The sequence below is a fragment of the Micromonospora sp. NPDC048835 genome (genome assembly GCF_040649995.1).
GTDB lineage: Bacteria > Actinomycetota > Actinomycetes > Mycobacteriales > Micromonosporaceae > Micromonospora.
This window is the reverse complement of sequence record NZ_JBEZGM010000008.1, coordinates 103,041-115,183: the sequence shown is the minus strand read 5'-3', so window position 1 is coordinate 115,183 and position 12,143 is coordinate 103,041. Positions and strand designations below refer to the sequence as shown.

Annotated in this window: 10 protein-coding genes and 1 pseudogene; 7 read left to right on the top strand and 4 right to left on the bottom strand. The window is 72.5% G+C overall.

What is annotated here, in order from left to right; all coding sequences use genetic code 11:
• Positions 1-25: 25 nt before the first annotated feature.
• The 6 genes from AB0C15_RS12245 to AB0C15_RS12220 all read left to right on the top strand — a co-directional run bounded on the left by AB0C15_RS12245 (position 26) and on the right by AB0C15_RS12220 (position 7,425).
• Positions 26-2,005: an NAD-binding protein gene (locus AB0C15_RS12245; RefSeq protein WP_357351246.1), complete on the top strand. Its 1,980-nt coding sequence runs from the start codon at positions 26-28 to the stop codon at positions 2,003-2,005.
• A gap of 131 nt (positions 2,006-2,136) precedes the next feature.
• On the top strand, positions 2,137-2,436 hold the full coding sequence (locus AB0C15_RS12240) for a type II toxin-antitoxin system Phd/YefM family antitoxin (RefSeq protein ID WP_357351245.1): 300 nt from the start codon (positions 2,137-2,139) through the stop codon (positions 2,434-2,436).
• Positions 2,433-2,675, top strand: coding sequence for a type II toxin-antitoxin system RelE/ParE family toxin (locus tag AB0C15_RS12235; RefSeq protein ID WP_357351244.1), 243 nt, complete (start codon positions 2,433-2,435; stop codon positions 2,673-2,675). The genes AB0C15_RS12240 and AB0C15_RS12235 overlap by 4 nt, the downstream gene beginning before the upstream one ends.
• Positions 2,676-2,776: 101 nt before the next feature.
• Positions 2,777-5,623 carry a BTAD domain-containing putative transcriptional regulator gene (locus tag AB0C15_RS12230; protein ID WP_357351243.1) on the top strand — a complete coding sequence of 949 codons (2,847 nt, stop codon included), beginning with the start codon at positions 2,777-2,779 and terminating at the stop codon, positions 5,621-5,623.
• 30 nt (positions 5,624-5,653) lie between these two features.
• A complete protein-coding gene (locus AB0C15_RS12225; protein ID WP_357351242.1) occupies positions 5,654-6,643 on the top strand; it encodes an ATP-binding cassette domain-containing protein in 990 nt (329 codons plus the stop codon).
• Positions 6,640-7,425: an ABC transporter permease gene (locus tag AB0C15_RS12220; RefSeq protein WP_357351241.1), complete on the top strand. Its 786-nt coding sequence runs from the start codon at positions 6,640-6,642 to the stop codon at positions 7,423-7,425. Before AB0C15_RS12225 ends, AB0C15_RS12220 begins: the two co-directional genes overlap by 4 nt.
• Positions 7,426-7,469: 44 nt before the next feature.
• On the opposite strand, the pseudogene AB0C15_RS12215 reads toward AB0C15_RS12220, so the two are convergent.
• A pseudogene (locus AB0C15_RS12215) lies at positions 7,470-7,592 on the bottom strand (amino acid permease); the annotation flags it as partial.
• An 86-nt stretch (positions 7,593-7,678) separates the two neighbouring features.
• Positions 7,679-8,416 (bottom strand): phosphatase PAP2 family protein, encoded by a 738-nt coding sequence (locus tag AB0C15_RS12210; protein WP_357351366.1) that lies wholly within the window; start codon positions 8,414-8,416, stop codon positions 7,679-7,681.
• A 120-nt stretch (positions 8,417-8,536) separates the two neighbouring features.
• On the opposite strand from AB0C15_RS12210, the gene AB0C15_RS12205 reads away from it, so the two are divergent.
• A complete protein-coding gene (locus AB0C15_RS12205; RefSeq protein WP_357351240.1) occupies positions 8,537-9,760 on the top strand; it encodes a DUF4032 domain-containing protein in 1,224 nt (407 codons plus the stop codon).
• A 304-nt stretch (positions 9,761-10,064) separates the two neighbouring features.
• On the opposite strand, the gene nagA is transcribed toward AB0C15_RS12205, so the two are convergent.
• Together nagA and AB0C15_RS12195 are read right to left on the bottom strand one after the other, a co-directional pair.
• Entirely contained in the window at positions 10,065-11,174 is a 1,110-nt protein-coding gene (gene nagA, locus AB0C15_RS12200; protein WP_357351239.1) for an N-acetylglucosamine-6-phosphate deacetylase, read from the bottom strand.
• The gene (locus AB0C15_RS12195) at positions 11,171-12,124 is read right to left on the bottom strand and encodes an ROK family protein (protein ID WP_357351238.1); all 954 of its coding nucleotides are present in this window, start codon (positions 12,122-12,124) and stop codon (positions 11,171-11,173) included. The genes nagA and AB0C15_RS12195 overlap by 4 nt, the downstream gene beginning before the upstream one ends.
• Positions 12,125-12,143 lie beyond the last annotated feature (19 nt).

The following is a 12,143-nucleotide window of genomic DNA, read 5'->3' as shown; positions in this document are numbered from 1 at the left end:
CGGCCGTGCTGATTACGATCCGGGCATGGCGGAGCCGTGGCGGGACCGGGCGCGACGGGCGGTCGAGTGGAACTGGCGGCTGCGGTCCGTCGGTGATCCGCGCCCGCACTACGTGATCTGTGGGAAGGACGCGCTCGCCTACTACGTGGCCCGGGCGATGCTCGAATCCGAACTGCCGGTCGGCGGGGCCCGGGTGACAGTCGTGGTGCCGGAGCGTTACCGCAGCAACGGGCCGGACGTGGCCGGCCTGCGCGGGGTCCGGGTGGTCCGCTCGGACCGCCTGGACGTGGCCGCCTTCGAGGCTGCCGGCCTGGCCGGAGCGACCGGGCTGGCCCTGCTGCACCAGGACGACGTGGGCAACCTGCACGCCGCGCTCTGCGCACAGGCTGTCGACCAGCGGGTCCGGCAGGTGCTGCGGATGTTCAACGGCACCCTCGCCGACGGCGTACGCAAGCTGCTCAAGGCCCCGGTCGAGGTGCTCTCCGACGCCGAGATGGCCGCACCGGCGTTCGTGGCCGCCGCGCTCAACGAGGTCGACCCCAGCTCCTTCCAACATCGGGACAAGACGCTTCGGGTGGCGCGGCGGGCCGACGTACGACCGCAGGACGTGGTCTGCGCGCTGGCACATCTCACCGAGGCGCAGGGGGTCGAGCTGCTGCCGGCGGAGCAGGCCGGCGCCGACCTGGTGCTCGCCGAGGCGACTGGTCAGCCACCGGGCACCGAGGTCGCCGCCCGTCGGCTGGTCCGCGCGCGTCGTCGGCGTCGCCCGGTCACCGTGGTGGTGGGCGCGGTACGCGGCTTCGCCACCCGCAAGATCGGCATCGCGGTGATGGTGGTGCTCGCGCTGATCGCGGTGCTGGGGGCGTTGATCTCCCGGGCCGAGGACGTCTCTCCGGTGGAGGCGCTGTACCTGACGCTCGTCACCACGCTCAGCGGCGCCGACCCGGACACCACCAAGGCGGCGGACGCGCAGATCATGCAGGTGGTGCTCAACCTGGCCGGGTTGGCGCTGATCCCGCTGATCACCGCGGTGGTGGTGGACGGCATCGTCAACGCCCGGCTGGCCCTGCACACCGGCCGGTTGCAGCCGGCCCGGGCCGGGCACGTGGTGGTGATCGGCCTGGGCAACGTCGGCACGCGGGTGATGGCCCAACTGCGCGAGTACGACGTCGAGGTGGTGGCCATCGACAAGGACCCGGAGCCGCGCGGCGCCGCCCTGGCCCGCCAACTGGAGGTGCCGCTGATCGTCGGCGACGCCGCGTTGCCGGAGACGCTCGCCGCCGCGTCGGTGGCCGACTGCCAGGCGCTTGTGGTGGCGTCCACCGACGACGTGGCCAACCTGGAGGCGGCGCTTGCCGCCCGCGACCTCCGTGCCGACCTGCGCGTGGTGCTGCGCCTCTTCGACGGCGACTTCGCCGAACGGGTGGAGGAGACCTTCGCGCTCGGGGTGTCCCGATCCGTCTCCTACCTGGCCGCCCCGGCCTTCATCGGGGCGCTCACCGAACGCGCCGTGATCACCACCATCCCGGTCGACAGGCACGCGCTGCCGGTCGCCGAGGTGCCGGTCGCCGCCGGCTCGGAGCTGGACGGCCGACCGCTCGACGTGGTCAACCGGGACGGCCAGGTCCGGCTGATCGCACGCACCCCGGCGGGCGGTGCCAGGACGATCTGGTGGAAGGACCTCGACCCTCGGCAGGTGATCTTCGCCGGGGACCGGCTGACAGTTGTCGCCCGGCGGCGCGGGCTGGACTGGCTGACCCGGCAGTGCGCCCCGCCCGCCCACCCGGTCCAGGTGCCCCGGCCGGGCGGGTCGGTGCACGGCGGGCTGCCCACCCCGGCGGCGGCGTCCCCTCCGGTGCCGGGCCAGACGGGCTCCGAAATCGCCGCGTCCGCCCCTGGTGCGGCGTATCCCGCTCCTTACGTCGAAGGCGCTTCTATGACGACCAGCGGCGGCCTACCTCGCGAAGAGACCAGCCAGCACGACAGGACCGGTGAGGTGAGCTGATGCCACCCGGCGGTGCGGCTGGCCCGATCGAGCGTGCCATCCACAACGGAACGTCAGCGTCGGCTAGATGATCGTCTGCTCAATGTTCTGCGCGGTAGAGGTAGTGCGGTACCGCATGGTACTGTTTTGCCATGGAGAGGATCACGCTGCGGGAGTTCCGGGACGGCGCGGGTCGGGTGCTGGACGGTGTCGAACGCACCGGTGAGCCGGTCATCATCACGAAGTACGAACGGCCTGTGGCCGTACTCGTCGGCATCGACGAGTGGGAGGAGATTGAGGCGTTCCGGGATAGTCGAGACTCTGCGGTAATCGCCCGGTCTCGTGCCGAAGGCCAGTTCGTGCCGCTGTCGGCGGCGCTGGAGTCGCTCGGAGTCGATCCTCGTGAGGTGGAGGCGCTGTTGGCCGAGCGGTCCAATGGTGAGGCCGCGTGAAGGTTCAGGTCGACCGGGACGTGCTGGTCTGGTTGCACAAGCAGCCTCGTAACGTGTTCCTGACCGTCCTCGGTGCGATCCTCGGCTTGGTCTCCGACCCTGCGCCGCGCAACTCGACCGAGATGCGCGACGGCACTGGCCGTCGCTTGCGAGTCGGTGACTACCGGGTCCTGTATCGCCTCGACGGAGACGAATTAATCATTCACGATGTTGGTCATCGTAAGGACGTCTATTCGTAAGCCACACAGGTCTGCGCCTCGTCTGACCGCGACAGAACTGACGGCCAAGGGTTGGCGATCGGTGCGCAGACGCCAGCCGGCGGTGGGCGACAATCCATCACATGCGTTTCCGCATCCTGGGGCCGACCCAGGTGGTGCTTGCCGATGGGCGAGAGGTCCCCGTGGGCGGTCCGCGGCTGCGCGCCCTGCTCGCGCTCCTGCTGCTCGACGCCGGCCGGGTGGTCTCCGCCGAGCGGCTGATCGACGGCCTGTACGGGGAGCACCCGCCCCGGGGCGCGGTAAACGCGCTCCAGTCCCAGGTGTCGCGGCTGCGCCAGGCCCTGCCCGCCGACCACGACCCGGTCGAACTCCACCCGGCCGGCTACCGCCTGGCCGTGGCACCCGACGAGGTGGACGCGTACCGGTTCGAACGGCTCGCCGAGGCGGGTCGACGCGCGCTCGCCGACGGTGACTGGCACCGGGCGGCGACGGTGTTGCGCGAGGCGTTGGAGCTGTGGCGTGGTCCCGCTCTGGCCGATGCCACCGGCGCGGCCGCGCAGGCGGCCCGGTTGGACGAGCTGCGGCTGACCGCCGTCGAGGACCGGGTCGAGGCGGACCTCGCGCTGGGCGCGGACGGCGCGCTCGTCGCGGAGCTACGGGAACGGGTCGTCGCGCATCCGTTGCGAGAGCGCCTGCGCGGGCAGCTCATGCGCGCCCTGACCGCGCTGGGTCGGCCGGCGGAGGCGTTGGCCGAGTTCGAGGAGGCCCGGCACACGCTGGCCGAGCAGCTCGGCGTCGACCCGTCGGCGGAGCTGGCCGCAGTCCACGTGGCCGTCCTGCGCGGTGCGGAACGCCCGTCGGCCGAAGCGACGCTGCCCGGTCAGCTCACCACCTTCGTCGGACGCGAGGAGGAGCTGAAACGGGTCGGTGAGCTGCTCGGCGGGCGGCGACTCGTCACCCTCACCGGCCCCGGAGGTGCCGGTAAGACGCGCCTCGCCATCGAGGCCGCGGGCCGGGCCGACGGTGAGGCCCGGTTGGTCGAGCTGGCCGGGGTGGCCGACGGTTCGGACGTCCCGCAGGCGGTGCTGAGCGCGCTCGGCCTGCGCGACGCGGGCCTGCGGGCCCCGGCCGAGCCGGGCCGGCAGACGGTCGACCGGCTGGTCGAGGCGCTCGCCGAACGGCGACTGCTGCTGGTGCTCGACAACTGCGAGCACGTCCTCGTCGACGCGGCCCGGCTGGCGGCCCGGCTGTTGAGCGCGTGCCCGGCGTTGCGCGTCCTGGCCACCAGCCGAGAGTCGCTCGGGCTGGCCGGGGAGGCGCTGTGCCCGCTGTCCGGGCTCGCCGTGCCACCGCTCGGCACGTCCGCGCTCGCCGCCGACGACTACGCGGCGGTCGGCCTCTTCGTCCAGCGGGCCGTCGACGCCGCGCCCGACTTCACCGTCACCCCTGCGAACGTCGAGGAGGTGTTGCGGATCTGCCGCAGTCTCGACGGCCTGCCGTTGGCGATCGAGCTGGCCGCCGCGCGTCTACGGGCGCTCCCCGTCGCCGAGGTGGCCGCCCGTCTCGACGACCGGTTCCGGCTGCTGTCCACGGGCAGCCGAGCCGTGCCACCGCGACACCGCACCCTGCGGGCCGTGGTCGAGTGGAGTTGGGACCTGCTCGACGACGCCGAACGGAAGGTCGCCCGGCGGCTGACCGTCTTCGCCGGTGGGGCCACGCTAGAAGCGGCCGGGCGGGTCTGTGACCTGCCCACCGCCGAGTTCGTCGACGCGCTCACCGGCCTGGTCGACAAGTCCTTCGTGGAGATGGCCGGTGGCCGCTACCGGATGCTCGAGACGGTGCGGGCGTTCTGCGCCGAGCGTCTCGCCGAGGCCGGCGAGGCGGACCGGCTCCGTCGCGCGCACACCGCGTACTTCCTGGAGTTCGCCTGGGCGGCGAGCGACCACCTCCGGTGCGCGGAGCAGCTGCACTGGCTGCGCCGGCTCGACGCGGAACGGGACAACCTGCACGCGGCGTTGCGCCGGGCCACGGCCGCCGGCGACGCATCCGACGCGGCCGGAATGGTCGCGGCCCTGTCGTTCTACTGGTGGCTGCGCGGCATGCGGGGAGAGGGGGCGCGGCTCGCCGCCGACGTCCTCGACCTGCTCGGCACCGAAGCGCCGCCCGGGCTGAGCGAGGAGTTCGCCCTCTGCGTCTACAACGCCTCGCTCGCCGGCTCCGGTCACCTGCCGTCGGTCGGGACGCAGTCGTCGGTGATCCGCAGCCTCGACCGGCCGCCGCGGCAGCCGTTCCTGCTGTACCTGTCGGGGATCTCGACCGGACCGCCCGCCGGGGGCGCGGACGATGTCGACGAGCTGCTGGGGGAGCTGCGACGGCTGGTCGGCCCGGGAGACGAGTGGGTCAACGCGCTCGGCGCGATGGGCAGCGGCTCGGCGCTGATGTGGAGCAACGACTGGGACCGGGCCGGGACCGCGCTGGCCACCGCGCTCGACGGCTTCCGGAGCACGGGAGACCGATGGGGCACCATGATCACTCTGGGTGCGCTCGGCGAACTGGCCGCCTGGCAGGGCGACCCGGAGGCGGCGGCCGCCCACATGGACGAGGCCATGGGCCTGGTCGAGGCGCTCGGGTCGGCCGTCGACCAGGCCGACATGCTGCGTACCCGAGGGGAGATCAGGCTGCGCGCCGGTGACCTCGCGGCGGCGCACGACGACTTCGCCGGCGCGTTGCTCCTCGCCCAGCGCAGCGGCGCGCCCGAGTTCGTGGCCAGCGCCCGGCTCGGCCTGGCCCAGGTGGCCCGGGGGCGCGGAGACCTGGCCGAGGCGAGGCGGCTCTGCGAGGAGGCGTTGGCCGGCGGGCTCACCGGCTGGTACGTCGGCGAGGCCGCCCGTGCGGAGATCATTCTCGCCCTCGCGGAGATCACCAAGGCCGAGCAGGCCGGTGCGCGGCCGTCAGCGGACGGTGCGTGATCCGTCAGCGCCCGACCGCACCGTGGGGGCATGACGACATTCGAAGTGGTCGCCGAGGGTCTGGGCAAGCGGTACGGCCCGACCCGCGCGCTCGACACGTTCGACCTCACCGTGCCGAGCGGCACGGTCCACGGACTGCTGGGACCGAACGGCGCGGGCAAGACGACTGCCGTACGGATCCTCACCACGCTGCTGCGGTTCGACACGGGAAGGGCGACCGTGGCGGGGTACGACGTGCTGCGCCAGCCGGACCAGGTGCGCGCCCGGATCGGGCTGACCGGGCAGTACGCCGCGGTCGACGAGATCCTCAGTGGCCGGCAGAACCTGGAGCTGTTCGGCCGGCTGTTCCGGCTCGGCCGACGGGAGGCCCGTCGACGCGCCGACGAACTGTTGGAGCGGTTCGGGCTCGACGAGGCGGCGAGCCGCTCCGCAGGTGAGTACTCGGGTGGCATGCGCCGTCGCCTGGACCTCGCCGCAAGCCTGATCCGTACGCCGCGGGTGCTCTTCCTGGACGAGCCGACGACCGGCCTGGACCCGCGCAGCCGCAACCAGGTCTGGGACCTGGTCCGTGGTCTGGTGGCGGACGGGACCACGGTGCTGCTCACCACGCAGTACCTGGAGGAGGCCGATCAGCTGGCCGACCGGATCTCGGTGATCGACGCCGGTCGGGTGGTGGCCGAGGGCTCGCCGGACCAGCTCAAGGCGATGACCGGCGGTGACCGGATCGAGGTGGTGGTCCGCGAGGCCGCCGAGCTGAGCCGTGCCGGCCTGCTGGTCGCGCCGATCTGCGGCGCGGAGCCCGAACTCGACCCGGAGATCCGACGGCTCAGCGTGCCGGTGGTCGATCGGGTCGCCGGCCTGGTCGACGTGGTACGCGCGCTCGACGACGCCGGGATCGCGGTCGAGGACGTCGGCCTGCGGCGCGCGACGTTGGACGAGGCGTTCCTGCACCTGACCGGGCACCGACCGGACGAGACCCGGGAACCCGTCGCAGCCGGACGAAAGGTGGACGTGGCATGACCACAGCTGTGGCCGACGGCTGGACGATGACCAGGCGGAACATGACGCACGTGGTCCGCGCGCCGGAGGAGCTGATCCTCTACTTCTCGCTGCCGATCATGTTCGTGCTGGTGTTCGGGTACGTGTTCGGCAGCGGCATGCAGGTGCCCGGTGGTGGCAACTACCGGGAGTTCCTGCTGCCCGGGGTCTTCGTGATGACGATGCTCTACGGGCTGGGGGCGACCGCGACCGGCGTGGCGCTGGACCTCAGCCGGGGCGTGGTCGACAGGTTCCGGTCGATGCCGATGGCACGGTCCGCCCTGATGACCGGTCGCAGCGCCGCCGACCTGCTGCGCGCCCTGCTGGAGATGTCCACCCTCCTGGTCTGTGGGCTGCTGGTCGGCTGGCAGTGGCGACTCGGTGTGGGCAAGGCGTTGCTCGCCGTCGGCCTGCTCCTGCTGCTGCGGATCGCCATCACCTGGATGGGGATCTACCTGGCACTTCTGGTCCGCAACCCGGACACCGTCGGTGTGATCGTCTTTCCGGCGGCGTTTCCGCTGACCGCGATCTCCAACGTCTTCGTGTCGCCCGAACTGATGCCGTCGGTCATCGGCACGATCTCGGAGTGGAACCCGCTGTCGGCCACCGTCGCGGCGATCCGTGAACTGTTCGGCAACCCGGGCCTCGGCGGCAACTCCTGGCCGGCAGAGCACGCCGTCCTGTTGGCGGTGCTGTGGCCGGTGCTCCTGACCGCGATCTTCGCCCCGCTGGCAGTGCGCCGCTACCGGCGGTTGAGCCGCTGATCAGGCCGCCGGTGGCCCGCCCGTAGTGCGTACCAGGCGGCACCGACGGCGGCCAGCACCAGGTAGATCACGAGCACCACCCCGAGCGCCAGCGGCACCGCGCGGGGGATGGTCCGCTGCAGGTCGCGGACCTCCTCGCCGAGCGTGGCGATCCGGGCGTACGAAGACGCCCGCGCCAAGCATCGAGCCCAACCCGATGACAACCGCATCGCGTACGCCCAGCCGCCGCGCCAGTCGATCCACGAACCAGAACCTAGGGGTACGAGGTGAACGGCCGGTCCCACGCGCGTAACCGGCCGGGGAGCGGCAGACCGTCCCAGGGCACCCGGTGCAGCAACCGGTCCAGGAGCAGGCCCAGCAGCAGCCCGGCGACCGAGTCGGTCAGCCAGTGCCAGCCGAGGTAGGTGGTGGTGGTGAGGACGACCAGCGGCGGTACGACGCGGATCACGGTGACGAGCCGGCTCGGGAGTTGCCGGCCGAAGCTGCGGGCCAGCGGGGCGAGCAGCAGCGCGATGACCCCGTACCAGACGATCGCGTTGGCGACGTGGCCCGACGGGTAGGACTGGGCGAACCGCACCGGCAGGTCGTCGTGGAACAGCGGCAGGGTCTGCTCGGGTGTCAGGAACGGCTCCTTGACGCTGGCGCTCGGCGCCGCCCGCGCGGTCCAGACCTTCAGCGGACCGATCGTGAAGGTGGTGATCACGAACCCGACCACCGGCAGCAGGATCGGCCGCACCGACCGCAGCCGGACGGCCAGCAGCACGCCCAGCCCGACGCCGATCAGGGTCAGCGGGGTGCCCTGACCGAGGAAGTTCAGCACCCGGGCGACCCAGTACGCGGCGGCCGGCCGGTGCCCGTCGGCCCAGTCGGCGACCGCCCGGTCCAATCCGAAGAGCTGGTCGGCGGCGAGCGCCACCGTCAACCCGACCAGACCGACCAGCAGGAGCGCGTCGAACCACCAGCCGGCCGGGCGAACGGGCCGTAGCCGCAGGTCACGTCGTACCGCCGTGGGTTTGAGCACGCGACCACGCTACCGGCCCGGCGCGAGGCCGGGACGGTCGGCGCTGTGGGCCCAACCACGATCAGAGGCGGATGCGGGGGGCGACAGGTCATGCTTGTGCGCGTGCGGATCACGTCTGCCCTCGTGGATCCGGCGCTGCTCGACCTGCCGTGGTCGACACCGCTGGAGGAGTGGCCTGCCCAACACCTGGTGGCGCTGCCGCAGGGCATCTCCCGACACATCGTCCGGTTCGTCCGGTTGGGCGACTACGTGTACGCCTTCAAGGAGACCCGCGAGCGGATCGCCGAGCGGGAGTACGACCTGCTCCGGGCCCTGGAGCGGATCGACTTCCCGTCGGTCGAGGCGGTGGCGGTGGTCGCTGACCGGCAGACCGAGGACGGGGAACCGCTGGAGTCGGTGCTGATCACCCGGCACCTCCAGTTCTCGCTGCCGTACCGGGCGCTCTTCTCGCACACCCTGCGGCCGGAGACGATGAGCCGGCTGCTCGACGCGCTCGCCGCCCTGATCGTGCGGATGCACCTGACCGGCTTCTTCTGGGGCGACTGCTCGCTGTCGAACACGCTGTTCCGGCGGGACGCGGGAGCCTTCGCCGCCTATCTCGTGGACGCGGAGACGGGCGCCCTGCACAACTCGCTCTCCAACGGTCAGCGTGGCGAGGACCTGGAGATCGCCCGGGTGAACATCTTCGGTGAGGCGCTGGACCTGCAGGCCGCCGGGCTGCTGCACGAGTCCATCGACCCGGAGGTGGTCTGCGAGGAGGTCGTGCAGCGCTACGAGCGGCTCTGGCACGAGATCACCTACGAGCAGGCGATCGAGCGGGAGGCGCGGCGCGACATCGAGGGCCGGATCCGCCGCCTCAACGAGCTGGGTTTCGACGTGGCCGAGGTGGCCATGTCCTCCATCGACGGTGGGCGCTTCCTGGTCCGGCCGAAGGTCGTCGACGCCGGCTACCACACCCGCCGGCTTCTGCGGCTGACCGGCCTGGACGCCGAGGAGAACCAGGCCCGCAAGCTGCTCAACGACCTGGACGCCTATCGGGCCGAGAGTGACCTGACCGACGAGCAGCAGGCCGCCCACCGCTGGCTCACCGAGGTCTTCGAGCCGGTGGTCCGGGCCGTCCCCGCGCACCTGCGCCGCAAGCTGGAGCCGCAGGAGCTGTTCGCCCAGATCATCGAGCACAAGTGGCTGCTCTCCGAACAGGCCGGCCGGGACGTCGGGATGCGCCACGCCGTCCAGTCGTACCTGTCGGACGTGCTGGTGCACCGACCCGACGAGCAGGCCGTCCTCGGCGTGGAAGTCCCCAGCCTGAACTGAGGCCCAGCCCGGCGGCCCGTGCTCCGTGGTTAGTGGTCCGGAGTCTGGTTGTTCGTGGCCTGCGGGGTCCGAGGCATGGTGCTTTCGGGGCCTGGGGTCTGGCTCGCTGACGAGGCTGCCGGGCGGCTCGGTGGCTGGGATTCTCCAGGTCGCTGCCTTTGGAGCTGATGTCGTAAACGATTCAGCTCCAAAGGCTCCTCAGGTGCACTGCGGGGCTAGCGGCAGGCGGGCAGTCTGCGGCCACGGGCCGACGCCGGGCACGGGTGGACGGACTGGGCGACTCCCCAGCCGCGCAACGGGCGTGTCACTCCACCCAGGAGCCGCCGCGAAGCACCCGCACCACGTTGAAGTCGTCGTCCAGCACCACGAGGTCGGCGCGGAGGCCCACCTGGAGGGACCCGACCCGGTCGCCCAAGCCGATGGCCCGTGCCGGGGTGGTGGCCACCATCCGGGCGGCGTCGGCGATCGGGATTCCGGCGTTCACGGCGTGCCGCAGCGCGGCGTCCATGGTCAGGGTGCTGCCGGCGATCGCGCCGTCGCGGGCGAGTCGGGCCACCCCGTCGGCGACGGTGACGGCCTGGCCACCCAGCTCGTACTCGCCGTCGGGCATTCCGGCGGCGGCCATCGCGTCGGTGATCAGCGCGGCGCGGTCCGGGCCGGCGGTCGCCGTGGCGAAGGTGAGCATGCCGTCGTGCAGGTGCACCCCGTCGGCGACCAGCTCGCAGATCACGGTGGGCGCGTCGAGCAGGGCCACCACCGGGCCAGGCTCGCGGTGGTGCACCGGGCGCATCCCGTTGAACAGGTGGGTGCCGACACTGGCGCCGGCGGCGACCGCGGCGCGGGTCTGCTCGTACGTGGCGTCGGTGTGGCCCACCGCCGCCACCACCCGCTGCGCGGTGAGCAGCTTGATCGCCTCCAGCGCACCGTCGCGCTCCGGGGCGAGGGTGACCATCCGGATCGCGCCCCGGCCCAACTCGATCAGCTCGGTCAGCTCGTCGGTCGACGGGTCACGCAGGTACTCCGGGTTCTGCGCGCCGCAGCGGGCGGCCGACAGGTACGGCCCCTCGAAGTGGATTCCCGCCAACACACCCTCGTCGACAAGCGGAGCGAACGCCTCGGTGGCCGTCCGCATCAGCGGAAAGGGCGCGCTGACCAGGCTGGCCAGCAGCGTGGTCGTGCCGTGTGAGAGGTGGAAGTCGGCCGCCGCGCGGGCCTCGTCGGCGTCCCCCGTGGTGAAGGTGTGCCCGCCACCGCCGTGCGTGTGCATGTCGACGAAGCCCGGCAGGATCCAGTGCCCGTCACGAACCGACGGATACTCGGCCACCGCGGTGATCCGGTCCCCGTCCCACTCGACGCAGCCCTGTCGGACGACTCCGGTCGGGGTCACCACTCGGCCGTTCACCCGTACGGTCATCGATTCTCCTGACGGTCACGGACACCCACGGCGTCCAGGGCGAGCAGTGCGGCACCGAGGCAACCGGCCTCGTCGCCCAGGGCTGCCGCGACCAACTGCGGCTCCCGGTGAAAGGTCAATCTTTCGTGCAGCGCGGCGCGCAACGGGGTCAGCAGGCGGTCCCCGGCCTGGGCCAGACCGCCCCCGAGCACGATCGTCGCCACGTCGAACAGCGCCTGCCCGCTGGCGAGGCCATCGGCGAGCGCCTCGACGGCCTCCTGCCAGACCTGGCTGGCGAGCGGTTCGCCGGCCGCCGCCCGCTCGGCCACCTCGGCCGCAGTCACCGCGGCGTCCGCGGCTCCGCCGGCCAGTTCCGCGTACCGGCGGCCGATCGCGGCGGCCGACGCGATCGCCTCCAGGCAGCCGGGGCGACCGCAGCCGCAGCGTGGACCGTCGGGCCGGACCAGGATGTGGCCGATCTCCCCGGCGGCGCCGTGCGCTCCCACCGCCGCCGCGCCGTCGACGACGTGCGCGGCGGCGATGCCGGTGCCGATCGCCACGAACAGCACGTGCCCGGTGCCCCGTCCAGCACCGAGCCGGGCCTCGGCGAGACCACCGACGCGTACGTCGTGGCCGAGCGCCGTCGGCAGGCCGAGCCGCGTCACCGACAGGTCCCGCAGGGGTACGTCCCGGAAGCCCACGTTCGCCGACCAGACCGCGACTCCGCGCGCCTCGTCCACCACTCCGGGCACGGCGATGCCGACCGCGATCGGGGTGAGCCCGTCGGCGCGGGCCTTGTCGGCCAGCCCACCGGCCACGTCCAGGATGGTGGCCACCACGGCAGCCGGGCCACGTGCGGCCGCGGTGGGGTGCCGCTCGGTGCTCACCACGACGCCGTCCGGTCGGACCAGGGCGCACTTCATGCCGGTGCCGCCGACGTCAAGCGCAACGACAACGCGGTCGTCGCTCACGCCAGCACCTCGGTTCGCG

Coding starts and splice junctions, on each gene's coding strand:
- AB0C15_RS12225 (WP_357351242.1), top strand. CDS start 5,654: ATGACGACATTCGAAGTGGTCGCCGAGGGTCTGGGCAAGCGGTACGGC.
- AB0C15_RS12230 (WP_357351243.1), top strand. CDS start 2,777: ATGCGTTTCCGCATCCTGGGGCCGACCCAGGTGGTGCTTGCCGATGGG.
- AB0C15_RS12220 (WP_357351241.1), top strand. CDS start 6,640: ATGACCACAGCTGTGGCCGACGGCTGGACGATGACCAGGCGGAACATG.
- AB0C15_RS12240 (WP_357351245.1), top strand. CDS start 2,137: ATGGAGAGGATCACGCTGCGGGAGTTCCGGGACGGCGCGGGTCGGGTG.
- nagA (WP_357351239.1), bottom strand. CDS start 11,174: ATGACCGTACGGGTGAACGGCCGAGTGGTGACCCCGACCGGAGTCGTC.
- AB0C15_RS12245 (WP_357351246.1), top strand. CDS start 26: ATGGCGGAGCCGTGGCGGGACCGGGCGCGACGGGCGGTCGAGTGGAAC.
- AB0C15_RS12205 (WP_357351240.1), top strand. CDS start 8,537: ATGCTTGTGCGCGTGCGGATCACGTCTGCCCTCGTGGATCCGGCGCTG.